The organism is Nostoc flagelliforme FACHB-838, assembly GCF_014698065.1.
In the GTDB taxonomy this organism is placed as follows: Bacteria; Cyanobacteriota; Cyanobacteriia; order Cyanobacteriales; family Nostocaceae; genus Nostoc; species Nostoc flagelliforme_B.
The window spans coordinates 1-24,919 of sequence record NZ_JACJSI010000090.1 but is presented as its reverse complement, the minus strand read 5'-3'; the positions used below and the strand labels follow the sequence as shown (position 1 = coordinate 24,919).

Sequence of the window (24,919 nt, the reverse complement as noted above, 5' to 3'; positions counted from 1 at the left end):
CCGGAAGAACAATGGCAAATTCACTGCATACGTTTTGCTCCTAATTGCCCATCACAAAATCCAATTGAGGATATTTGGTTACAAGCTAAAACCTGGGTGCGGCGTTTCTGTGCTTTGATTCCTTCGTTCTCTCATCTGAAGTGGATGTTTGAGTGGTTTATCCGACACACTACCTTTGATTTTGCCACTCTTCAAATGTACGGAGCTTTTTCAGAAATCAAATATTAGTCCTATATTTAAGCCCAAAAACTACTGATATTCGCTATTGATAGATGAGACCTGAATCCTTACATTTTAGTTTTGACATTTATATTTTATTTATAGGTGCAAGATGTGGTTTAAGGACTCAAATTGTTTGATTACTAGAACTCTTGCATAAATATTCTGTGGTATAATTTTTGGTTATCTTGATTTCAGCTTTGGCAATTAAAATAGGAAGAAATTATCAATTTTATCAATGAAGTATTATCAAGCGATCGCTAACTAAAATTTTTGGTAGCGAGCACAGTTTCAGTTATTGATTAATTACTGAATTCACTTGTTAACTTAATTTTTTAATCCGATTTATAGAGCTAATTCGTGATTATAAATTCCGGCGATCAAATTCGACCTTAAGCCAAAACGTCGGTGACGGTTTCGATATCTATCAGACAAAATTTTAAATATCTTTAGACGACGATTTACGTGTTCAACAGTAATTCTTAATCGATTGAGTTCTCGATTATATTTTTTCTGTTCTTTCGTCAACTTCTTCCCTTTTGGTTTTTTAATCGGTGTTTCACTCAATTGATGAATTTTATTAATTCCTTGATAGCCCTTATCCGCGATGACCTTGAGTAATTCTCCAAATTTTATCCCGCTATTCTTAAATAGCCTAAAATCATGGATTCTCCCCAAACCATGCGCTAAACAGATGACTTGACTAGTTTTTTGATGGATAACTACCTGCGTTTTTAGAGTATGTTCTCCTTGCTTACCGCTAAAAAACCTTTTTTGCCCGGTATGAGGTCTTTCAATTGGGCTTTCCATCACATCCATCACTACCAAATCTTCTTGGGATGACATTTTCCATAATTCTTTCTTCCCAGGCAGGCTAAACTTTCTTGAACTAATTAGAATTTTTTCAATTCTATAAACTGTTCGGCAGACTGCTGATTCTGAAAGTCCCCAGTCTAATCCAATATGATAATAAGTACGGTATTCTCTCCAATATTGAATCACCATTAAAACTTGGTCTTCAATAGTTAATTTAGGACGGCGACCAGGCTTCTTCTTCTTTTGAGCATCAGCTTTAACATCATCTTCCATTAATTCAAAGGTTTTACGGCTCACTCCAGTCATTCGCTTAAATTTTTTTGCAGTAAGCTGTTTGGCGTTCTCTATTTTCACTGCTCCTCAAATTCCTAATTGCAAATTGCCAAATCTTTAATCATACCACAAAACATTTTTGCAAGAGTTCTACTACAAAAACACTTATGCACATGGACAGTTACAGCACTTTCGAGGTAAATGAGGCACACTTAGTATTGGTGCATCAAGACTTAAAATGAAAGCATACTCAATCGATTTACAAGAAAAAATAGTAAATACTTACGAAAAGGGTGGTACTTCAATCAGAAAGGTTGCTGTGCAATTTGGTGTAGCAAAAAGCTATGTGCAGAAGCTAATCCAGCTTCATAGAGTGCAAGGACATCTAGAACCCAAAAAGCAAGGTGGAGCCATGAAGGGTAGGCTAGATGATTTTGGGAGGGAATTAGCCGAAATGGTTCAAATTTACCCAGACGCAACTTTATGGGAGTATTGCGAATATTTTGGGGAAAATACAACGTTTGGGTGTGTGCAAGTGTGATGTGTTGTGCATTGCAGAAACAAAAATTAACGCGAAAAAAAAGACTTTGCGTAGCAGCCAAGGGAAAACAGAAAGAGTCCAAAAACTGAGAATAGAGTATTGGGAGAAAGTCAAGCAAGTAGACCCAGAAGACCTTGTATTTATAGATGAAATGGGTGTTTTACTTGGCTTAACTAGGACTCATACTCGTTCGCAGAGCGTCTCGTAGAGAAGCGATCGCGGCACTAGGGCGTATGATTTTAAACCATATTACCGCGGAGAAAAAATAAGTGTAATTGGAGGAATCAGCTTAAAAAAGTTTTAGCTGTGATGACTTTAAATGGCTCAATGGACGGAGATGCTTATAAAGTTTTTGTAGAACATTTTTTACTTCCGCAATTATGGGTTGGTGCAGTCGTTTTCATGGATAATCTACCTGCACATCAAGTCGAAGAGATTAAGTTGCTGCTACTGTACCTCATAAACCTCAAATATGCTGTAATATTTCCAAATTAGAACCAAAAAAATACAAACCTGCTACAAAAATTCTACCATTGTGTATGTTTTTTATGCATTGTAATATTAAATTGTGATTCAAAAAGTCACGCTACCTTGAACTTTAGGTTTTTCAAAGTCAAATTTAAGTAGGCACAATAGTTTTATTGTTTAGCTTTTTGTCACTAGGCAAAACAAGATATACATTACTCAGATTTGCTCCATATTAAACTTTGTAAATTTGCGAAGTACTGTTGGGATTCAGTCTTTTTATATATTAATTAATCTCGACTTATTCATTTTCTAGCAACGCGATGCCTGTGTCAAACCGCTAAAAAGCGTCTAAACTACCCCTGAAACTTATGCGGGGCGATAGTTTTACTTTTTAGATTTCACCGTGAATCAATGACAAAGAACCAAGTTCTTAATTTTGGATAAAGTCGAACTGATAATAATATACACAAAATTTTTGGCTGAAGTCTAAATTAACTATAGGAAATTTACAGAGTAAATTGCCACATAGCCAAATAAAAGGATACACTGTATGCCACCATCGTTACCAAATTTCAAGATTGATTTCAGGAAAATTACCAAACTACCCGTCATTGCTACTGACGAAGATGGAAAATTGCAACTTACTATCACCAATAAGGGATCGGCAAACTATCAAGGCCCTTTAACGTTTAAAATTTATGCATCTGTGGACTCAGTTCTCAATAAAGATGCTAATGGACAGTTAATTAATGATGAGGTATTAGCTACCATCAACCTCGATCAAGTGAATTTGAGGGCAGGTCAGAGCAAAAACTTTAATGTAGAAATTAATGCTCCTACTGTAGTAGCGCCAGGAGCTTATTATCTACTTGCGGAAGTTAATCCAAATAATGCAATCGCTGAAGAAAACAAAACCAATAACATCAGCGCAGGAGAACTTGTTTCTGAGGTTAATACTAATGTTGTAATTGACTGGAATGCAGTTCTCTTAAATGCCATCCAAAATAGTGCTGCATTTTCCTCAGATATAGTGCCAGGAGGCTTTGGAACACCACCCCCATTAGCGGCACGTAATTCTGCAATTGTTCACATAGCAATCTATGATGCGGTTAACGCCATTGACCGGAGCTATCAACCTTACTATGTGAATATAAACCCATCTAATAGCCTAATTTCCGGATTATCAGGTAGAAATGGTCTGGTAGCTGAGGAAGCTGCTGCTGTTCAAGCCGCGTACAAAACACTCAGTGCTTTATTCCCACAGCAACAAGCCATATTTGACCAGCAACGAACTAAATCTTTAGCAGAAATCCCTAACGGATTTGCTGAACAAAAGGGCATTGCTTTAGGAAACTATGTTGCTGGGCAAATACTTGAATTGCGGAGTAATGATGGTACTGCTAATGCTAGTGTGCCTCCTTACTCAGTACCGCCGGACCCCGGAGTATGGCAACCAACTGATGGAACACCAGCATTATTGCCAAATTGGGGTGATGTGACTCCCTTTGCTATACCTAGCAGCACAACATTCCGCCCTGGTGGTTATCCCACTCTCACCAGTGCTGCCTATGCAGAAGCATTCAACGAAGTCAAGGCTTTGGGTTCTAGGAACAGCACTGTCCGTACTCAAGAACAGACAGACATCGCGTTTTTCTGGAATTTAGACCGCAACGACACCTTTAGAGCACCTGGTCAGTGGAATCTCATCGCCGAAACTGTGGCACAGCAAAAAGGTACTTCCCTCGAAGACACCGCTCGTCTATTTGCGCTACTGAACATTGCTTCAGCTGATGCGGGTATCACTGCGTGGGAAACCAAGTACACATTCAACGAATGGCGACCGCAGACCGCCATCCGCCAAGCTGATACAGACGGAAATCCCGATACAATTGCAGATCCTAACTGGGAGCCACTGTTTGCTTTTTCCCCACCATTCCCTAACTATGTATCGGGGCATGCTACATTTGGTGGCGTTTCATCTGGAATCTTGGCTCGCTTTTTCGGCGATGACACCACCTTTACCGCGACTTCACAAGATTTACCAGGAGTAACCCGCACCTATAACAGCTTCTTGGCAGCAGGGTTGGAGGATGGACTTAGCCGGATTTACGGTGGTGTCCATACCAGACCTGCATTTATGGACGGGAATGCAACAGGTATAAATGTGGCAAACTACGTATTCGATAACGTTTTGGTCGCTGCATAATACAAGAATGCTACTTTTTGTGTAATTACACTGGAAGTTAAAGAGATAGTGTTGATGAATTTACTACAAGATTGAAGGTAAAAACATTACAGCAGTATCTTTGATAGTGTTCATTTTTACTGCAAATTAGACACGAAGAACTAAAGTTACCCTATCAATACGGTTTGGTTAAGATTTTAATCTTTGCAGATCCCCTCAACCCCCTTTTAATACCAGTTCACTAAAATAATGAAACAGATGTAAATCCTGAAAGCCTTGCTGTATCTAAGTTTTCTAATTGCGAATTGCGAATTGGTATAAGGGAGTTGTCGCAGGCGAGTTGATCTTAAGCAAACCGTATTGGTTCCCGTGTCATTTCTTTAACTAACTTTTCTTGTAAAATTTCACGTTTACTTGGATATTCAGCCTTTAGAGATCGTTAATTATGACTGAAATTTTAAAAATCGATAACCGCATCATCACATCTGAAGAAATTATCCCTTTGTTAACTCGTTACCATATACTGCCTCGATTCATACTTGAAATTATCATCGATCAAGCTATTGACTCGATTACTTGTAAAGATGAGGAAGTAAAATCCTACTATAAAAAGTATTGTGAGGCAAATAAACTAACTTCGCAAACAGAACGCCAAGCTTGGCTAGAGTGCTATCAAATGACTATAGAAGAATTAGAAAACTTAGCTACAAGAGGATTAAAAATTAATAAATTTAAGCAAGAAACCTGGAACGATAAATTAGAATCTTACTTTTTCAATCGGAAATCACAGTTGGATAAGGTGAGTTATTCTGTAATTTGGAATAGAGATTTTGGGCTGGCTCAGGAACTCTATTTCCGTATTCAAGGGAAAGAAAATTCTTTTGCTGAAATAGCCCGTGCATACTCCCAAGGGTTGGAAGCCAAAAACGGTGGGTTTGTGAGTGCAGTTGAAGTCAGCAGCGTCCATCCAAGTTTGATGAAAATACTAAGTGTGAGTCAACCCGGTCAACTTTTGATGCCAATTCAACTTGGAGAATGGGTGGTGATTTTGCAACTAGAAAAGTTGTTTGTAGCACAGTTAGATGCTCCCATGCGCCAGCAACTGCTTGATGAAATTTTTGCAGACTGGTTACAGGAGCGTCTCAAAAGTCTGAGCAATATAGCAGAATTTAGAATCAGTAACTCAAAATTGAGCATGAATTCTCAATAATTATTCAGTGCAAGTAACGACTTTATCAATATAATTTTGATGGGTTTGTTTTGAACTAATCCTAAGCTGGGAAAATCTTTCAAATACACCAGAGGTTAGCGATCGCCTCAGAAACATCTGACTTTTCACGGTAAGTCCTGAAACTGCGGAACAAGGTGACTTTTTCCACAGGTCAATTCTCAATATGCTTAAGTTAATGAAAACAGTTAGCGTGAAAATTAAGGTTTAAAAAAAGCTCAAAATGGTGTTTTTCAGATGCCGTAAAAATTTAGCAGATAAATAACTGAAATTTATGGACGAGTGGTCGAATATTTACTAAGGAACTTGCTCATTAGCTAACTTGGTATTTAAAAGTTTTTAAACCAAGTTTTGCACTTTATTCTATCTACATTCTTAAGGAATTTAATCAGAATTAAAAGCCAAATATTACCACTTATCAAAAAGGACTTTACCATGGACACAATTAAAAATTACATAAAAAAGAAACAAGGAGACTTTGAGCAGCACCCATTCTTTGACAAAATTACTAAGAGTGATTCTCTCGATGCTCTTAGCTCTGTTGCTGAACGCATATCTTTCTGGGTTATGATTTTCCAGGATGTGTTGCGACTAAATGAGGCGCGGTTTGTAGATCCGAATCTCTCTCAGGTTGCTAAGCAGCATAGGCTCGAAGATGGCGGTCACAACGTTTGGTTTTTGGAGGACTTGAACAAACTGAATACTCAGGAACCGAAGCTTACTTCCCTGTTCCAAGACGACCATATCTTGATCCGCGATGCCGCCTATGCGCTCGTCTCAGAAGTTTTGGAAGTACGTAACGACTACGAGCGAATTGCCTTGCTGTTAAGTATTGAGGGGACTGCTCATTCATTGTTCGAGAATACTGCGGTCTTTTGTGAACGTATTGGTTACTCTAAAATCCTAAAGTATTTCTCCTACAATCACTTCAATGCCGAGGATAATCATGAATCTCTAATGGATGATGGTCTTGAAGCCACCCTCAATAATATCCACCTTAGCCAAGACGAACACAAAGGCATTTTTGAGGTGATCGACCACACGTATGAAGCTTTCACATCAATGTACGATGGTTTATATGCTGCACTTGTTAAGTAGGGGTAGTGTTAGGCGTTGTTGCATGAATACGGAAAAATGGTAAATTTTACTTATTCCTTCCTACCTCTAAGCTAATCGGCATTTAAGCTGCAATATAGCTAGTATTACCTTTGTTTTTGAGTTTCCGATGCCACTTAATGACTAACTCGCCTTGATTCAACAGCTTATCTAGTAGTGATTTTAATTCATCTACTGATTTAAATAAGCGATGGGCAATATATTCTTTACATGAGTGCCAGACTAACTCAATAATATTGTAATCAGGGCTGTAAGCAGGTAAAAATTCTAAAACAAAGTTTGGGAATTCTTCAGATATTTTGGCTATAATATCTTTGCGTTTATCAAAACTAGCATTATCTAAAATTAAAATAATCTTCGGACCATATTTTGCAAAATCTTCAAAACTGTACAATGGGTATTTCCCTTAGCAGGGCGGCAGACGGAAGGATTTCTAGAATCACTGTTAGTAATTCGCTCTGCGGCTTTGGCAAAGCAACAAATTCATGGATTGGAACAACGCCTGGGTAACGCCGAAATCGCCTTGGGAAAACTGATTTCTAAACCAGGAAATGATACCAAAGTTCTACACACTAAAGTTAATGCTATTCTCAATCGCTATCGAGTCTCAGAGTACATTACCTTTAAAGTCGTACAGAAAATTACCTACAAAAAAGTTTATAACTCTTGTGGCCGTCCAAGTGCCGATCGCCCTTACCGTCGAGTCAAGCAGATTGACTTACGATTAGAGTTCCAGCGTTTGCTGGCGGAAATACAGATTGCTTATACTTTGGCAGGATGGCGATTGTTTGTCACTAATGCGTTAACATCACGACTCACACTTGAGCAGGCAGTGCTTTACTACCGGGAACAGTGGCAACCAGAAATGGGATTCCATCGCTTCAAACGCGGTCAACTACCAGCATTACCCATCTATTTTCAAGATGAAACACGTATTCGAGGGCTGATGTTTTTGCTTACTATCGCCTTGCGTGTTTTCACATTAATAGAATTTGTTGTACGCCGTCAATTGTTACAGCAGTCAAAATCTTTGGCTGGTCTATATGATGGTAATCCCAAGCGTAGCACAACTCGACCAACAGCAGAAAGATTACTCGATGCTTTCAGTGGTATTACCATGTATTTTCATCGAGATGGCAGCTGCGAGATCACCCTACTTAATGACTTGCAAAAACAGATTTTAACCCTGATGGAAATGCCGCAGTCGCTTTACACTTTCCCTCACCTTGTACCGACATAAGTGCTTACAATAATTCTATTTAATTTAAGCTACGTAAGCTTTACAGCACTTTAATTTCTCTTCTAGTTTTTTAAATGGGCGAACCTACCGTACAGAAGCTCCTAGTACAGCACGGCGTAAATAAGCAGACCATTAAATAGCCAAAACTTTGCTCTTATATAGCAATCCGATTTGATTTCTGAATCACTCGTAGAGGTAAGGGACTGGGGATTGGGGACTGGGGACTGGGAAGAAGGAATAAAGGTGTACTGAGTTTTGTTCAAAAATCAAATATGAGTCCTATATGTCCACTTAAAAGGTTTAGCCATTGTTTGATTAAAGTAGTCAATAAACTTGAGGATTCGATTTTTCAAATCATCTTGACTGACGAAACTGGCTCTTCTGAGTAACTTGCGAACCAGAATACTGAACCAAATCTCAATTTGATTGAGCCACGAGGAATGTTTAGGTGTGTAATGAAACACAATTCGGTGTGTTGGATCACTCAAAAAAGTAGTGCGGGATTTCATTGATTTAAGGATGCCGCTTTCTCCCTTAATACCCAGGTCAATATTCAAACCTTCAATTTGTGCAACTAAACGAACTAGAGACTCAGACTGATGAGTGTTAAGACAGTCCATAATCAGATGCCATTTTTTAGCATCACTGTCAGTTTCAATTGTTCGGCGAACATGAAGGGCAAAATCCACTTCTGTTCTTGTATCTGAACAAGTCGGCTGGACAATTTGACCAGTGGCAACATCAAAGCTAGCAATTAAGCTTTGCGTACCGTGACGAATATACTCAAATTCCCTTCTTTCGACTTTGCCAGGTCTCATTGGCAAGTCTTTTTCTGAGCGCTCAGTAGCTTGAATACCTGTCATTTCATTAATGGATATTGTGCGTTCCCCCTGAACATGACGTTCAATGGCGGTGATGTATAAACCAGTTATATCTTCCACTTTTGCGTCAAATTCTTCGTCCACAGGGGGGGTTAACCAGTAGCGACTAGGCGTGAGGTTTAAGTTCTGCTTCTTCAAATAATCTTCCAACATGACGAACAGATATGCTTTCAATAATTCCAAGTTTGATGATTTCGTTCGCTAGTTCTCTTGCCGTCCAATGACTTATTGGTCTTCCATAATCGGATGGTGGGGAACAAGCTAATGCAAACAACTCGATTACTTGTTCCATACTAAACTTTGGGCGTGCGCCAACACGCTCAGAGTCTTGTAATCTTTGCTCAATTGATAATTCTTTCCCCTCAGTTTCCAACCATCGGTTTCGCCAGAAACGCGCCGTTTGCCGATTTATGTCTAATTTTCGGGCGATTTCACTCCGGATTTTGACCCTCTGATGCCATGATAATTATTTTGGCTCGTAGCGCTATCTGTTGTGGCGTGTTGTGTCTGTTTATCAACTGTTGGAGTTGATCCCGCTCGCCATCGCTTAAATTTAATATTTTAGGATTTAATCTAGCCACACCCTGATTCCTTGATCCTTGCCCAAAACGGGTTTTAACCTGATTATTTATTCTCCCACCAATATGGTCTATTTATTTACGCCGTATTGTACTAGTTCAGCTTTATCGCTCTTTTATTACTCTCATGAGAGTATAATTAATTACTAACAGTTTAACTTAGCAAGGGTATTTAATTGGGTTCAAGAACGGCTACCTCTACGATCACCGTGGTAGATCAGTACTGCGATGCCTATAGAGATTTGTTTCCAGAAGTGAGGACATTTGAGAATTTTAAACATCTTCATGCTGGGATGTTATCTGATGTAAAGCGTAAATCTTTACCAGAAATAGCGAAAGCAGTAGGTTTACATGATGCACAACCATTGCAAAACTTCCTTACGAATTCACCTTGGTCAGTAGTTGCTTTACGAGACAGGCGTTTAGAATTGACTCTCTTAATGTTAGAGGGACGTTCATTTAAGTTAGTAATTGATGAAACTGGAGATAAAAAGAAAGGGAAGCATACAGATTACGTTGCGAGACAATATATTGGGAACTTGGGGAAAGTGGATAATGGAATTGTCTCAGTTAATGCTTATGGAGTATTAGGAGACTTGACTTTCCCTTTAATATTTTTAATATATAAACCACGAAAAAGACTCGAAGTAGGAGGAGTCTATAAAACTAAACCTCAATTGGCAGTCGAAATAATTGAGACATTACTCAAAATTGGATTTAATTTGGATTTGGTTTTAGCGGATAGTCTTTATGGAGAAAGTCCAACATTTATTGCTGTCTTATCCAAGTACGAAAAACATTATTTATTAGCGATAAGAAGTAATCATCGAGAGTTTAGCTTGCCAGACCAAGAGGCTAAGTATGGTGTGTGGCAAGAGTTTGAGCGGAAATTTAGTGATGGAAAGTCAGAAAAAAGATATATACAACAGATAAATGAAAGCGAATCCAGACTGATAACATATTGGCGAATCACTACTGACGCAAATAATCTACCAAAAAATCAGACATGGTATGTACAAACCGATTTAAAAAGTGATATGGCTGTTAAATCAGGAAATCTTTATGGATTTCGTAATTGGGTGGAATATGCCTTCAAACAAGGGAAAAATGAGTTGGGATGGGCTGATTTTAGACTTACGAATTATCAGTAAATAGAAAAATGGTGGGAACTAGTTATGAGTGCTTATTTTTGTGAATAAAACAAAAGTAGTTCACTAAATTGCGTTATTAGGAATTTTAGCCATTTTTGAATGACTAAATTTCATCTTCACTAAAATCAGTAACAAGTAAACGACACAAAAACCTATCTTCACGAAGAGTAGGACTTTTTGAGAGCTAAAGTAATGACTAGATGAAATATAGACACAATTTCGTCATTTTGGAATGGCGAAATTTAATAATGACTAAACTAATTAAAAACGACATTATGCATTATAATATTGACTAAATTTACACCATACTGCTGGTAGTCAGTAAAATGCTAACTCTTACTTGTGCATCCTTGTCCGGTGGCCAGGGAAAAACAACTGTTGCTATCTTGTTAGGTAGAATGCTTGCTCAAAGAGGACGGCGTGTACTGATGATTGATGCCGATCCCCAAGCGAACCTAACTTTTTACCTGGGACACGAAGTTCAGCAGAATCAACCCACGCTTCTAGAAGTTCTCAAAAAACAGATAAATACTGAAGACGGTATTTACGAAATCGGAGAAAACCTATGGTTAATTCCTGCTGATGATGGATTAGATAATGCTCAAGAATTTTTGTCTGGGAGCGGTATGGGAGCTATTGTTCTGAGCAAACGGTTAAAAGAGGTATCAGATTTATTCCAATACTGCATTGTCGATGCGCCACCTCAGCGATCGCAAATCTGCCTTACATCGTTGGGGGCAGCTGACCATATCATCATTCCTGTAGAAGCATCATCCAAAGGTGTAAATTCTCTCATCCGAACTCTAAGTTTAGTTGAGGAGCTTCAAGAAATTGATGCTTTTTCAGGGATAGTGCTTGGCATCTTGCCATTCAGAGATAAATGGGTAGGTAATAACCAAGTCGCACAAAGTAAGGCGAGTATCAATGCAATGCGAACAATTGCCGAAGAAATAGTCGTTTTACCTTCAATTTTAGAATCTGAACAATTTAAAAAGGCCATAGATAAAGGTGTAAGTTTGTCCTCTCTAGGCTTTGAACAACTCGAAACTCCCTTCCAACAAATTATCGAGAGGTTACAAAAGAATGTCTGATGTTTTTGAGCGCCTTAAGAAAAAGACACGTCCAAGTGTTCCAGCACGGGATACAACACTGGTAAAAGTACAACATGACAACTTACTAAATGACCAAATTAGTGAATTTAGTCATTCATCTGAAAAACCAAAACCAGATTTAGATAGTGAGGAAGTAATAAATGATAAGGTAAGCACTTCTAATCAAGAACAGCAGTTAGAGTTACCGCAGATCGTCAGACGAACAATCAGGTTAGAACAGGACATTGATACTAACCTAGATAGCTTCTGCAATGTAAATAAAATTACTAGAGATACTTTCCTAGAAGCTGCATTTATCGTCTGCTCAGAAAATGAGGAATTATTGCAAGAGGTACTAAGCCGAGCTAGAAAACGTTATCAACAGCGTAAACAAGCTGGTGAACAGCGCAAATTTCAGACATTGGCTAAGAAAATCAACGGTGAACTACCTTAACTTACCGAGTACGGTTGAAGTTGGGGCTTCTGTAATCATAGGGGAGTGCCTAAACTTAGACTTTCGCCCAAGAGCAGGACTTACCTCCCCTCCTACAGCAGAGACGGCTGAACCTTCCGCCTTTATCATTCTGATACCCTCTGCTCTTATGTTCTTCGCGGCGTTCGCGTCCCGATCATGATGAGTATTGCAATGAGAACAAGTCCATTCACGGACATCCAATGGCATCTCACCTATTTGATAGAAACAATTAGAGCAAAGTTTGGAACTGGGGAACCATCTATCAATCTCAACTAACTTTCCGCCTCTGCGTTCTAGCTTATAAGCTAGAAAGTTAGTGAATGTTCCCCACCCTACATCAGATATTGATTTCGCCAATTTATGATTACGAACCATGCCTCTGACATTAAGATTCTCTACTATGACAGCTTGGCTATCGCTGACTAACTTGTAACTAAGTTTATGCAGAAAATCTTGCCTTGAGTTACTAACTCGTTCGTACACTTTGGCAACAACTTTTCTATATCTATTTCTTGACTTGCTCCCTTTTTGTTTACGTGCTAATTTTTTCTGTTTACGTTTGAGATTTTTCTCGTGTTTGGCAAGATGCTTGGGATTATCGTAAATGGATACTTTTTCGCCGTCCGTGACGACAGCAAAGTGTTTCAAACCTAGATCAATTCCATATATCTTACCTTCTGAAATAATTGGGTTTTCACCCTCTAGCTCGGTCAGTATAGACGCAAGGTATTTACCAGATGACGTTTTGCTTACAGTAACAGTTTTGACTTTCCCCTCAATAGGTCTGTGTATTTTGGCTTTGATTATCCCAATATTGCCAGGAAGTTTAACATTGCCATCTACAATCTTGACGTTTTGAGGATACTGGACAGACTGTTTTCCGTGCTTAGACTTGAATTTAGGAAATCCAGCACGTTTCTCAAAAAAGTTTTTGTACGCCGTAGTTAGATTGAGTGTTGTAGCCTGTAAAACTTGGCTATAACAATCAGATAACCACATTGTCTCTTCATTTTTTTTGAGTGCAGGAAGGAATGCGTTGAGTGCAGCACGGCCAAGCCCAAAACCTGTCTCCTTGTAAGTCTCAATAGATTTATTTAGAGCATAATTCCACCACCATCTAGCACACCCAAAAGTTTGAGCCAGTTGTGTTTGTTGCTCAAGTGACGGATATAAACGGACTTGTACAACCTTGTGTAACACTTCACTTTCACCTCCTTGATGTGCTTACTCTACCATAAATATATATTGTGATAAAGCACTAAAATCCGATATTTGCAACTTGGTAGATAATTCCTCTTAGTTAAATCCTATTGCAAATAATGAGTTATAAAGCTTTAAGTAACTGCACTGGATCTGTAGTCTCACGGCTGTTATTCACAAAAATATCAGCAATTAATCGTAAAACTTCAGCTTGTTCTTCTGGAGGTGCTTCAGCAATCAGTGATCGCAGGCTAATTCCTGGCCTCTGACCAAATAACTCAGATAAATACCACACCCTAGCTTCTACCGGAATAGCCAAAAGTAGCGCTATTAGTTTTGATGCTCCTAGATCCGCCTTCCCGCGACGAAAGCGAGATAACATTACTTCTGACACTTTAGCCTGTTCAGCAGTTTTCTTCGCTTCCAAATTGAAGCGATTCATCATCTCATCGAATAACTGCTGATAACTTTGTGTTTTTTCTGATACAAAACTTTGCATTTCTTTGCTAATTATACTTAAGTTTAACGGTTATACTATTTGATGTTTGATTAAATGACAACGATGATGTATACCCTAATCTTATCAAACTCCTGCTAGGAGTGCTTTTTCCCAGATATATCTTTAATCTTCAGATTACTAGCATACCCATCAAATAAATACTTTGTCACGATTGAATATAAAAATTCGTTGACTAAGTGTTAATGATGGACACCTAAAAAATTAGTCTCTATCCCAACGGATCGAGGTGAAATTTTGTCTTTTCATTTGTATTAGCAAAATTGTGACACAACCAAATTCAAAAATTCAGGGACGTTTCTATCCACTTCAGCATGAAGAATGGTTGAAAGCCTGCCGTGAACTCACACCAGCACAGAGGGATGTCCTCTACTACATCCGAACCATTGACCCTTATAACCAAGGGATTGATATCAATGCTGCCGAGGTAGCTCGTCAGTTGTCAGCACCAGAGCGGATAGTCCACAGGCAAACTGTAAGCCGCGCTCTCAAGGAATTGGACGCAAAGGGATTCATTGATCTAGAGCTATTGCAAGTCAGAACCAAGGTGAAGCCAAAGGGATTATGGTGCAATGATACACCCGAATTTATTGAAGACACCGATGGTGTGATGATGCACCCAAGGTGTGATGACGCACCCAAGGTGTATGAAGACACCCAAGGTGTGATGACGCACCCAAGGTGTGATGATGCACCACCCTGGATCGCCACGCACCACCCTGGATCGCCACGCACCACGATGGATCATGACGCACCATGCGCGATCGCCACGCACCATGTGGAGGCTGAAAGCCTTGTAGAGAGGGGATTACAAAACCCTAAGATTAATAAGAATTATTTAGACTTTATAAAGACTCTCTCAGAAGACGAGCGAGCGAATTTTCTAGAATTTTCTGAGGAAAAAACCAAAAATCTTAGCCAGCCAGTGAATGACATTGAGGCTTGGTTAGCTCACAAGAGCAAAGCCGGAAGGAATCGGTGGGAGGTTTATTACGAAAAATATCTGGCTTCAAAACAGGTACAAGCCAAAAAAACTGAAACAAAAAATGCTCGAGACGAATTCCGCCGAGAACTCGAAGAACGGCAGCGACAAGCTCAAAGAGCTTGGGAAGAGTCGCAAAACCAAAATCTGACTAAGAACACTGGTGGTGCGACGTGATTGATAAACTACCACCCCAAAACATCGAAGCGGAAGAGGCGATTTTAGGCGGTATCATGCTTGACCCAGAAGCAATCGGTAGAGTCAGCGATCGCTTAATTCCCGAAGCCTTTTACATTAGCGCCCATAAAGATATCTATCAAGCCGTGCAGCGCCTTCATTGCTCTGGTAAACCCACCGATTTACTCACAGTTACAGCTTGGCTTACTGACCACGATTTACTAGTCCGTATCGGCGGGAGAAATAAATTAGCAACTCTGGTAGACCGCACAGTGTCAGCTGTCAACATTGACACTTTAACCGAGTTGGTGATGGACAAATTCGCGCGTAGACAGTTAATCAAGGCTGGAAATGAAATTGTACATCTCGGTTACGAGACAGAAACTGAGTTACCACAAATCCTTGACCAATCAGAACAGAAAATTTTCCAATTATCTAATCAAACCTTATCTTCAAACACTGAACATAACAGCACGATTAACGTTGCTGCTTACGAGGATTTAAATTTAGGAAACCCCATTTACCCTACAGGACTTTATGAACTCGATAATTTGATGGTGGGATTTGAAAGCGGCACACTCACCATCGTTGCGGGTAGACCATCAATGGGAAAGTCCCAAATCGCTTTGTTTTTGGCTTTCCAAATGATACTGTTCCATGAGCTACCTGTGGTCATCTTCTCCTTGGAGATGACAAAGAAACAATTGGAGTACAGGCTGTGGAGTTTAATTAGTGTTAGCAACGCTTACAAGCATTTAGAGTTAACGCCACTAAAAAGTGATCGCATCCGCAGACATCGCTCAGGTAATAAACCCCTAGCAGACTGGGAATTTACAAGCATTGCTAAAATCGTCGGTATTGCTTCCGAACTGCCGCTGTACATGAATGACTCAAGGGGCATCACCGTTTCACAAATTGCGTCAGAATGCCGTCAAATTAAGACCAAAGAAGGAAAACTGGGGTTAGTTGTCGTTGATTACCTGCAAATGATGGCAGAGGATTCTGGAAGCAACCGCAGCTATGAACTAGGAGATGTGGCCAGGGGACTTTACAAAATGGCAGGGGAACTGGATGTACCTGTGCTAGCACTGTCGCAAATCTCTAGGGGAGTTGAGGGCAGACAGAATAAGCGCCCAATGATGAGCGACCTCAGCCAATCGGGAATTTTAGAAATGGTGGCAGACAATATTATTCTCGCTTACCGCGATGAGTACTACAATCCAGACACTATAGACCAAGGAATATTAGAGCTAATTATGGCTAAAGCAGGGCACGGTGAAACAGGTACAGCAATGGTATTTTTTGACAAATCCTATGGAATTATCCAGAATTTGCGCTCCGGAAATATCTGAGTCCTCAAACTCCACTCGATTCCATCCACCTCCTGTATCAGAATTTTTACTGGGGGGTATTTATAATAGCCCTAGTAAAAACTTTGAAGAAATAGAGATACCCCCTAGTAAAAATAACCCTAGTAAAAACTCTTCAAAAATAGAGATAACTCCAAGTGTTGACAACCCTAGTAAAAAGCGCAGAAATTGGGGTGAGGGTAACGGCACTATTCATTGGCGCACCATTACTAGGGGTGGAAAGGACTATCCCCAGGCTTATTATCATTGGCAGGAACAAGGGAGAAAGAAGACCAAGTACATTCCCAAACATTTACTCGGGGATATTCAAGAAGCAGAGTTCAAGAAGCGCCCAATTAAAGAAATTTTGGGATTACTAGGTGTTATGCCTAGCCCTAGTAAAAACACATTACTGGGGGATATCGAAAACAGCCCTAGTAACGATGTCGAGCAGTCAGAAATACTCTCCAGTAAAAATAACCCTAGTAACGATGTCAAACAGTCAGAGATAACCCCTAGTAAAGATAGCCCTAGTAAAACTAGATGACACAAAGGATTAGGTAGTGGCTCCATTCAGTGGAAAACCATTACCCTTCACGGCAAAGATTATCCCCAAGCTTGGTATCACTATGAGTTTTGGAAAGATGGTGATCGCCTGGTTAAAAAGTGTAAGTATATTCCAAAAGGACTATTAGAGAGAATAGAGAAGTTAGAAGCAGATAAAGCCCCAGTTAAAGATATTTTGTCAATATTGCGAGTAAAATTATAGAAAAACATATAAATATATTTTTATTACTAATAAAAAGATTTAGCGATGCCTTCGGCGGGCAGTTGGCGCAAGCCTGCTGTCTAACGGCGAGTCAGGGAACCAAGAATCCCCGTCTCAATAGAAGCGGGGAGTGTCAAAAATTTATTTTGGAACTTGCATAAATACCTAAACAGCCTCTGATAAATCTTTATAAGGTGTTCCTTTACTCGCTTCCCAGCAAGTAGCGTACGCGAGCGCCTTTAACAAACAAGTGCCCAGTCCCAAAGGTATATGCTTGGCAAGTGCGCCATCAGGTCTAATTTTTTAGATATTGTTAGCCCTGATTCCATGCATGACTAAGCTTTAAGCCAAAACTGGCAGGGATCACTACTTTTAAAGGTCTGTCCATAGCTTTTGCTGTAAAAAATAGGTATTCATAATTTATGAATCGGCACAAGCCAAAACGGAATCGTGGCGTTATACTTACTCCTGAAGGCTGGCAAAAACTTCAGCAGGCAAAACTTGAAGGGGAACTTCGAGAAAAATTTGGCTCCAAGTACACTCTAGAAGAAATAAGTGAACGCGCTGGATTAACTTCAAATACAGTCGCAAAGATACTTACTAACCAAGAAGGGGTTGACAAACGAACGCTAGTTTATTTATTTATGGCGTTTAACTTAGAGCTAAATCCCCAAGACTATTTTAAGTTAAATCCTGATTTGGCGAGACTTTCAGCTTTGGAGTCTGGAAAGCGCGTTGATTGGGGAGAGATGGTGGATGTATCTGTTTTCTATGGACGCATAAATGAACTGACTCTACTAGAGCAATGGCTGATCCAGGAACGCTGTCGAGTAGTGGCGCTGTTGGGAATGGGAGGAATTGGTAAAACCTCTCTGGCTGCCAAATTAGCGCAAAAGGTTCAAGGATGTTTTGAGTACGTTATCTGGCGATCGCTCTACAATGCTCCCCCACTTTTTGACCTGCTGGCAAATTTCATTCAATTTTTCTCTCACGAGCAGGTTTTAGAAACTGACTTACCAAAAAGTGTAAATGGGAGAATATCACAACTAATTGAATGTTTGCAACAACAGCGCTGTCTGATCGTATTAGATAATGTAGAGACTATTTTGCAACCAGGCGCTTGTGCTGGATGCTATCGAGAAGGCTATGAAGATTATGGCTTACTGATCAAACGATTGGGACAAGTTATGCATCAAAGTTCCTTAGTGCTGACTTCACGCGAAAAACCCAAAGACGTGGCGTCACAGGAAGGACAAGCATTAGCTGTTCGTTCATTACAAGTGAGGGGTCTGAATGAGGAAGAAGTAAAAAAAATTTTTCACCTGAAAGGTTTGTTTGGATCAGAGTCCCAAAATAAAACACTGATTGAGCTTTATTCTGGTAATCCATTGGCTTTGAAGATAGTTGCAACGACTATTCAAGATGTTTTCAATGGTGATATTTCTGAGTTTTTGAGCCAAAATACATCTGTTTTTGGTGATATTTGTGCTGTTTTAGAACAGCAGTTTGAGCGTTTATCTAATTTAGAACGTGTGGTTATGTATTGGCTGGCAATTAATCGTGAGTCAATCTCACTCTGCAATTTGCAAGAAGATTTAACTTCATTAGTAATACCACACAAGTTACTAGAAGCTCTAGAATCTTTGATTAGGCGAAGCCTTATCGACAAATTTCAGTCAACGCTAAATGAAAAAAGTGGTTTACTCTTCACATTACACTCTTTAGTAATGGAGTATATCACTAGCAAATTAATTCAGCAAACTTATGAAGAAATTGCAACTCAAAAAATTGTGCTTCTTAAATATTATGCTTTGAGTAAAGCTCAATCCAAAGACTACACTAGAGAAACTCAAATACGCTTAATTATTAACCCAGTTATTGATGAACTTTTTACTATTTTTAAAATTCCAAGAAGGCTAGAAAATCATTTAAATGAAATTTTAGTCAAGCTGCAAAGAGAATCTTCACTGGAACCTGGATATACAAGCGGAAATATTCTCAACTTGCTTCGTCAGTTAAAGACAGATTTAAGAGGATATGATTTTTCTAACCTAAGCGTTTGGCAAGTAGATATGCGGGGTGTAAGTTTACCTCAAGTCAACTTCCAAAATGCTAATTTATCTAAATCGGTTTTTACTAAAAATTTTAGCAAAATTTCTGCGGTAGCATTCAGCCCCAATGGAAAAATTTTAGCGGCGAGTGACGCAAATGGCAAAATTTGCTTGTGGCGAGACTTTGGTGAGGGTGAACAACTTTCGACCTGTCTAGGACATATTGATTGGGTTCAAGCGATTGCTTTCAGTCCTAATGGTAGCACTCTTTGCAGTGGAGGTACTGACCAGAATATGAAATTGTGGGATGTCAACACAGGTGAATGCCTGAAAACTTTAACAGAACATCCTGAGCGGGTACGATCTGTTGCCTTCAGTCCTCAAGGTGAAATTCTAGCTTCTGGCAGCAATGATTGGGCAGTGCGTTTGTGGAATATTTCGGATAGTAAGTGTTACAAAATACTACAGGGACATACTGATTCAGTATTATCTGTAGTTTTTAGTCCTCAAGGTAAAATTCTCGCCAGTGCTAGTAGTGATAAAACCGTAAAGCTATGGAATTTCCGCACAGGAGAATGCCTCAAAACTTTGCAGGAACACACTAGTTCGGTTTCCTCAATAGCTTTCAATCCTGAAGGTAAGACCTTGGTTAGTGGTTGTGATGACCAAACTGTGAAACTCTGGAGTATCTTAGATGGGAAGTGCCTGAGAACTTTCCAGGGACATAGTGACAGGGTTAGGTCAGTCGCCTTTGCTCCTAGTGGTAATATTCTGGCTAGTGGCAGTGATGACCAAACTGTGAAGCTATGGAATTTCCGCACAGGAGAATGCGTTAAAACATTGCAGGGGCACACAAGTTTGGTCTGTTCTGTTGTTTTTAGTCCAGATGGTCAAACTTTGGTCAGTGGTAGTGATGACCAAACTGTGAGGTTTTGGGATGTTAGCACTGGTCAAGCCTTAAGAAACTTGCAGGGCTACAATAATGGGGTGTGGTCTGTTGCCTTTGCTCCTGGTGGCCAGACCATAATTAGCAGCAATAATGACCAAACTGTAAAGCTCTGGGATGTCGTGGATGGGAAGTGCTACAAAACTTTACGAGGACACCCTAATCGAGTCCGAACAGTTGCCTTTAGTCCTCAAGGTAATATATTGGCAAGTGGCAGTTACGATCAACTTGTGAGGCTGTGGGATAGCAGCACCTGCCAATGTTGCAACATCTTACGGGGACATACTGGCTGGATAAAGTCAGTTGCCTTTGATCCTAGAGGTAAAATTCTCGCCAGTGGCAGTGATGACAAAACTGTAAGGCTTTGGGACGTTAACACTGGTAAAGTTTTGAATATTTTGGAACATAGTCATGGGGTATGGTCGGTTGCTTTCAGTCCTGAAGGTAATATCCTGGCCAGTGGCAGTGATGATCAAACAGTAAAGCTCTGGGATATTCGCACAAGTGAATGTCTCAAAATTTTGTCGGGACATACAAGTTGGGTATTGTCCGTCGCTTTCAGTCCTGAAGGTAAGACCTTAGCCAGTAGCAGTAAAGATAAAACAGTGAAGCTTTGGGATATTAGCACAGGTGAATGTCTCAAAATTTTGTTAGGACACACAAGCTGGGTATTGTCGGTTGCTTTTAGTCCTAAAGGTAAACTTTTGGCTAGCGGTAGCGTAGATCAAACGGTAAGGTTGTGGGATGTCCAATCCGGTCAATGTATCAAAATTCTGCATGGTCATACTCACTGGATAAGGTCAGTTGCCTTTAGTCCAGATAGTAAAACCCTGGTAAGTGGCAGTGAAGATGAAACTGTTAAATTATGGGATGTTTTGACGGGTGAATGCCTAAAAACTTTAAGAAACGAAAAGCCTTACGAGGGAATGAACATTACTGGCGTTACAGGTTTAACCCAAGCAACTATTGTTTCTTTGAAAGTTTTGGGAGCAATTGAGAATTGACTTTCTCCTCGGCTTGACTCCGTTTCACTTTGTGTTGAGCCTGGGTTAAAAGACGGCTTTGAATTTATTCGTTTTCAAAACAGCACACAAGATTTGTGATCAAGGTCATTCAATATTTGTCGAAGATATTGATTTTAAAACCTGGGCTAAAGGTATGTTTTGCAAACACACTTTAGATGCGGGGTTTGGTCAGTTTTTCACAATATTGAGTTATGTATCTTGGAAAAGAGGAAAGTATCTTGGCAAAGTTAACAAAGATGGGGCTAGCCAAATATGCCCTAATTGTGATGCACATACAGGAAAAAAAACATTAAATATAAGAATACATTCTTGTCCTGAATGTGGGTACACAACAAACAGAGATGTTGCTGCTTTACAGGTAATTAGAAATCGTGGCATAAGTGCCGTCGGGCAGATGGTACTAGAAAATGCTTACTGACTCGTACTGACGGGGGTTAGTGGTAACACTAATTTAGTTAAGTGGGGATGAAGTAAGAATCTCCCATCACACCCTACGGGTGTGATGGTGAGAGTGTCAATGCGTATTTAACTTGCTTCCATAAATTGAAGATTTCGATCCCTATTTTGGAGATTTGGGGACTTCGTTCTGGAAAATTAGATGCACAACAGCTTATCTTCTATGTACGGATTTCAAAAGTTACTAAAAACTTTGGCTCCTGTCTAAGTATTTTTTAAGCGTGCGTACCATCTCTCGAATTACATCGCTCTTTGTCCGCTGCATTTTCTCACAATATTCCTCCAAAATTATTTTCTCCTCAAGGGAAAATTGAATTGTTAAATTAGCAGCATTTTTTCTAGCCATTGTAATTGACTTTTAATCACTTTTCAATTACTATTATATAGTAAACTACTGAGTAATCAAGAAGAAACAAAAGTTATGAACAACAAATTTTAATTTCCTTCCATTAGAGTAAATAATTGATCCCTCAATTCAAGAGATATTTATCAATATAATCATGGATTGTGGCTATAAATTTACAAATCAACTCTTAATTTGCTAATAATAGACTTGTTGCTCAATAACGTCTAAAGTCCCTCGACTCTTGTAGTATCTCTGTTTTAACTATCTAAAATTAGATTTTTGAAATGCTTGCTCTGACAGGGTTTTATCAATTATTTAGCTTGTTTTGCAACAACTCTGATTTACTGAAAGTTCCCTTCCGTAAACGCCAGTGGTAGGAGCCTATCTTAATGGAGCAAGAGGACTCCCGTTACAGTCGCAAGACTTAACGGGATGATGAATTGCGACCTATATAAAACCGACCCCAAGGAGACTTCTACACGGATTGATTGTATATGTAGAAAATGGTAGGATGTAAAAACATTCATGAGTTCGAGCGAATGCTTACACTGACTTACGAATATAAACTCAAGCCAACTAAGCAGCAGATTCAAGAAATTGAAAACACCTTAGCTGTATGCCGTAAAGTATGGAATTATGCTTTACGTGAAAGAAAAGATTGGGTTAATTCTCGTAAGTGTAAAGTCAATGCTTGTTCTATTGAATATGAGTACATTATCAAAGCTAATGAACTTTTTCCTAATTATCATGTCCAAGCCAAGAGATTAACTGAAGCCAAGAAAAATAATCCTGAACTAAAAAGTGTAAATGCCCAAGTTTTACAACAAGTTTTGAGAACTTTGGATAGAGCATGGGAAGACATGAAATCTAGGAATTTTGGATTTCCTAGATTTAAAAAATACTTCAGGATGAAAAGCTTTGTATTTCCCCAATTAAAGGGAGAAATTGTCAAAGCGGGTAGAGTTAAGTTACCTCAACTTGGATGGGTAAAATTTTATCAATCTAGACCAATTCCCGATGGTTTTGTTGTTAAGCAAGCTAGGGTAGTGAGAAGGGCATCGGGATATTTTGTCATGCTGTCGTTACAGCTAGATGTTAATGTTCCAAATATTCCTTTTCGTGGACACCCAATTGGGATTGATGTAGGCTTAGACAGTTTTTTGGCTACTTCAGAAGGTCAACTAATTGCTAGACCAAAGTTTTTTAACGCACTTCACCGCCAGATGGAATTGCTGCAAAGAAGATTGAAGTTCAAAAAGCTAGGCTCTAATAACCGCAATAAGTTGAACGCAAAAATAGCTAGATTACACCAAAAGATTTCTGATACTAGAAAAGATTTCCACTTCAAAACAGCACACAATATTTGTGCTCAAGGTGATTCAATATTTGTCGAAGATATTGATTTTAAAACCTGGGCTAAAGGTATGTTTTGCAAACACACTTTAGATGCGGGGTTTGGTCAGTTCTTCACAATATTGAGTTATGTATCTTGGAAAAGAGGAAAGTATTTTGGCAAAGTTAACAAAGATGGGACTAGCCAAATATGCCCTAATTGTGATGCACACACAGGAAAAAAAACATTAAATATAAGAATACATTCTTGTCCTGAATGTGGGTACACAACAAATCGTGATGTTGCTGCTTCACAGGTAATTAGAAATCGTGGCATAAGTGCCGTCGGGCAGATGGTACTAGAAAATGCTTACTGACTCGTACTGACGGGGGTTAGTGGTCACACTAATTTAGTTAAGTGGGGATGAAGTAAGAATCTCCCATCAACCCTACGGGTGTGATGGTGAGAGTGTCAATACTCCAAATACAATTCTCCCTAAGAAATTATGAAACCGGAGAAACCCAAACGCAATCGTGGGCTTACACTGACTCGTGAAGGCTGGCAAAAGCTTCAGAATGCCAAACTTGAGTGGGAATTTAGGAAAAACAATGGCTCAAAATATACCTTAGAAGAATTAAGCGAACAAGCTGGGATCACTCCTGTCACTTTCAGAAAGATACTTACTCGTGAAACCGGGGTTGACAAACGGACACTTGTGCGTTTGTTTATGATGTTTAATTTGGAATTGGATGTAAGCGATTATACAAGCCCAGACTTTGATTTAAAAGGGCAGGAAGACTTGAAGAACCCCAAGCGCGTTGATTGGGGAGAAATGGTGGATGTATCTGTTTTCTATGGACGCACAGATGAACTGACTCTACTAGAGCAATGGCTGATCCAGGAACGCTGTCGAGTAGTGGCGCTGTTGGGAATGGGAGGAATAGGTAAAACCTCTCTGGCTGCCAAGTTATCACAAAAGGTTCAAGGATGGTTTGAGTACGTTATTTGGCGATCGCTCTACAATGCTCCCCCACTTTTTGACCTGCTGGCAAATTTAATTCAATTTTTCTCTAATGAGCAGGTATTAGAAACTGACTTACCAAAAAGTGTAGATGGAAGAATATCACAACTAATTGAATATTTGCAACAACAGCGCTGTCTGATCGTATTAGATAATGTAGAGACTATATTGCAAACAGGGGCTTATGCTGGATGCTATCGAGAAGGCTATGAAGATTATGGCTTACTGATCAAAAGATTGGGACAAGTTATGCATCAAAGCTCCTTGGTGCTGACTTCTCGTGAAAAACCCAAAGATATAGCGTCACTCGCAGGAGAAACACTAGCTGTTCGCTCATTACAACTCAGTGGTTTAGAGGTAGTAGCAGGGCAGAAAATCTTTGAAGCCAAAGGTTTTTCTGGCTCAGAGTCAGAATTACCAGCAGTAGTTGAGCGTTATGCGGGTAATGCCCTAGCTTTGAAGATAGTAGCGACAACCATACAAGA

21 protein-coding genes and 2 pseudogenes are annotated in these 24,919 nt (G+C 39.5%); 16 read left to right on the top strand and 7 right to left on the bottom strand.

Annotated features, from left to right (window positions below; all coding sequences use genetic code 11):
• Positions 1–228, top strand: a pseudogene (locus tag H6G97_RS28345) (IS630 family transposase); the annotation flags it as partial.
• A gap of 336 nt (positions 229–564) precedes the next feature.
• On the opposite strand, the gene H6G97_RS28340 reads toward H6G97_RS28345, so the two are convergent.
• A complete protein-coding gene (locus H6G97_RS28340; RefSeq protein ID WP_338421857.1) occupies positions 565–1,389 on the bottom strand; it encodes an IS5 family transposase in 825 nt (274 codons plus the stop codon).
• 157 nt (positions 1,390–1,546) lie between these two features.
• On the opposite strand from H6G97_RS28340, the gene H6G97_RS28335 reads away from it, so the two are divergent.
• From H6G97_RS28335 to H6G97_RS28320, 4 genes are all read left to right on the top strand, one after another.
• Positions 1,547–1,849 (top strand): IS630 transposase-related protein, encoded by a 303-nt coding sequence (locus H6G97_RS28335; protein WP_190943888.1) that lies wholly within the window; start codon positions 1,547–1,549, stop codon positions 1,847–1,849.
• A gap of 1,018 nt (positions 1,850–2,867) precedes the next feature.
• Positions 2,868–4,523: a vanadium-dependent haloperoxidase gene (locus H6G97_RS28330; RefSeq protein ID WP_190943887.1), complete on the top strand. Its 1,656-nt coding sequence runs from the start codon at positions 2,868–2,870 to the stop codon at positions 4,521–4,523.
• A gap of 424 nt (positions 4,524–4,947) precedes the next feature.
• Positions 4,948–5,712, top strand: a complete 765-nt coding sequence (locus H6G97_RS28325) for a peptidylprolyl isomerase (RefSeq protein WP_190943886.1) — start codon at positions 4,948–4,950, stop codon at positions 5,710–5,712.
• Between the two features lie 453 nt (positions 5,713–6,165).
• Positions 6,166–6,828 (top strand): hypothetical protein, encoded by a 663-nt coding sequence (locus tag H6G97_RS28320; protein ID WP_190943885.1) that lies wholly within the window; start codon positions 6,166–6,168, stop codon positions 6,826–6,828.
• A gap of 82 nt (positions 6,829–6,910) precedes the next feature.
• On the opposite strand, the pseudogene H6G97_RS28315 reads toward H6G97_RS28320, so the two are convergent.
• Positions 6,911–7,231: pseudogene (locus H6G97_RS28315) on the bottom strand (transposase); the annotation flags it as partial.
• On the opposite strand from H6G97_RS28315, the gene H6G97_RS28310 reads away from it, so the two are divergent.
• On the top strand, positions 7,211–8,086 hold the full coding sequence (locus tag H6G97_RS28310; protein ID WP_422394225.1) for an IS1634 family transposase: 876 nt from the start codon (positions 7,211–7,213) through the stop codon (positions 8,084–8,086). The pseudogene H6G97_RS28315 and the gene H6G97_RS28310 sit on opposite strands and share 21 nt — an antisense overlap.
• Positions 8,087–8,352: 266 nt before the next feature.
• On the opposite strand, the gene H6G97_RS28305 is transcribed toward H6G97_RS28310, so the two are convergent.
• The 3 genes from H6G97_RS28305 to H6G97_RS52965 are packed head-to-tail and all read right to left on the bottom strand — an operon-like array spanning position 8,353 to position 9,548.
• On the bottom strand, positions 8,353–9,105 hold the full coding sequence (locus tag H6G97_RS28305) for a transposase (RefSeq protein WP_422394223.1): 753 nt from the start codon (positions 9,103–9,105) through the stop codon (positions 8,353–8,355).
• Positions 9,074–9,340 carry a helix-turn-helix domain-containing protein gene (locus H6G97_RS52970; RefSeq protein ID WP_242055323.1) on the bottom strand — a complete coding sequence of 89 codons (267 nt, stop codon included), beginning with the start codon at positions 9,338–9,340 and terminating at the stop codon, positions 9,074–9,076. The genes H6G97_RS28305 and H6G97_RS52970 overlap by 32 nt, the downstream gene beginning before the upstream one ends.
• 58 nt (positions 9,341–9,398) lie before the next feature.
• The gene (locus tag H6G97_RS52965) at positions 9,399–9,548 is read right to left on the bottom strand and encodes a hypothetical protein (protein WP_242055322.1); all 150 of its coding nucleotides are present in this window, start codon (positions 9,546–9,548) and stop codon (positions 9,399–9,401) included.
• A gap of 206 nt (positions 9,549–9,754) precedes the next feature.
• On the opposite strand from H6G97_RS52965, the gene H6G97_RS28295 reads away from it, so the two are divergent.
• The 3 genes from H6G97_RS28295 to H6G97_RS28285 all read left to right on the top strand — a co-directional run bounded on the left by H6G97_RS28295 (position 9,755) and on the right by H6G97_RS28285 (position 12,241).
• Entirely contained in the window at positions 9,755–10,696 is a 942-nt protein-coding gene (locus tag H6G97_RS28295) for an IS701 family transposase (protein ID WP_422394224.1), read from the top strand.
• Positions 10,697–11,022: 326 nt separating this feature from the next.
• A complete protein-coding gene (locus H6G97_RS28290; RefSeq protein ID WP_190943883.1) occupies positions 11,023–11,787 on the top strand; it encodes a ParA family protein in 765 nt (254 codons plus the stop codon).
• The gene (locus H6G97_RS28285) at positions 11,780–12,241 is read left to right on the top strand and encodes a carboxysome distribution maintenance protein McdB (RefSeq protein ID WP_190943882.1); all 462 of its coding nucleotides are present in this window, start codon (positions 11,780–11,782) and stop codon (positions 12,239–12,241) included. The genes H6G97_RS28290 and H6G97_RS28285 overlap by 8 nt, the downstream gene beginning before the upstream one ends.
• Here H6G97_RS28285 and H6G97_RS28280 read toward each other — a convergent pair.
• Both H6G97_RS28280 and H6G97_RS28275 read right to left on the bottom strand, forming a co-directional pair.
• The gene (locus tag H6G97_RS28280; RefSeq protein WP_190943881.1) at positions 12,233–13,462 is read right to left on the bottom strand and encodes an RNA-guided endonuclease TnpB family protein; all 1,230 of its coding nucleotides are present in this window, start codon (positions 13,460–13,462) and stop codon (positions 12,233–12,235) included. The two genes, H6G97_RS28285 and H6G97_RS28280, sit on opposite strands and share 9 nt — an antisense overlap.
• A gap of 124 nt (positions 13,463–13,586) precedes the next feature.
• Positions 13,587–13,961 (bottom strand): XRE family transcriptional regulator, encoded by a 375-nt coding sequence (locus tag H6G97_RS28275; RefSeq protein ID WP_190943880.1) that lies wholly within the window; start codon positions 13,959–13,961, stop codon positions 13,587–13,589.
• 283 nt (positions 13,962–14,244) lie between these two features.
• Between H6G97_RS28275 and H6G97_RS28270 the strand changes: the two genes are divergently transcribed.
• From H6G97_RS28270 to H6G97_RS28240, 7 genes are all read left to right on the top strand, one after another.
• On the top strand, positions 14,245–15,138 hold the full coding sequence (locus tag H6G97_RS28270) for a MarR family transcriptional regulator (RefSeq protein ID WP_190943879.1): 894 nt from the start codon (positions 14,245–14,247) through the stop codon (positions 15,136–15,138).
• Entirely contained in the window at positions 15,135–16,490 is a 1,356-nt protein-coding gene (gene dnaB, locus H6G97_RS28265) for a replicative DNA helicase (RefSeq protein ID WP_190943878.1), read from the top strand. Before H6G97_RS28270 ends, dnaB begins: the two co-directional genes overlap by 4 nt.
• Complete coding sequence (locus H6G97_RS28260) at positions 16,453–17,034, top strand: DUF6788 family protein (RefSeq protein WP_242055320.1); 582 nt, start codon at positions 16,453–16,455, stop codon at positions 17,032–17,034. The genes dnaB and H6G97_RS28260 overlap by 38 nt, the downstream gene beginning before the upstream one ends.
• 644 nt (positions 17,035–17,678) lie before the next feature.
• Positions 17,679–21,257 (top strand): WD40 domain-containing protein, encoded by a 3,579-nt coding sequence (locus H6G97_RS28255; protein ID WP_190943877.1) that lies wholly within the window; start codon positions 17,679–17,681, stop codon positions 21,255–21,257.
• A gap of 58 nt (positions 21,258–21,315) precedes the next feature.
• Positions 21,316–21,696, top strand: coding sequence for an RNA-guided endonuclease InsQ/TnpB family protein (locus tag H6G97_RS28250; protein WP_242055319.1), 381 nt, complete (start codon positions 21,316–21,318; stop codon positions 21,694–21,696).
• Between the two features lie 923 nt (positions 21,697–22,619).
• Complete coding sequence (locus H6G97_RS28245; RefSeq protein ID WP_190943876.1) at positions 22,620–23,789, top strand: RNA-guided endonuclease InsQ/TnpB family protein; 1,170 nt, start codon at positions 22,620–22,622, stop codon at positions 23,787–23,789.
• Between the two features lie 129 nt (positions 23,790–23,918).
• A partial coding sequence (locus H6G97_RS28240; RefSeq protein WP_242055317.1) for a helix-turn-helix domain-containing protein occupies positions 23,919–24,919 on the top strand: 1,001 nt, incomplete at its 3' end.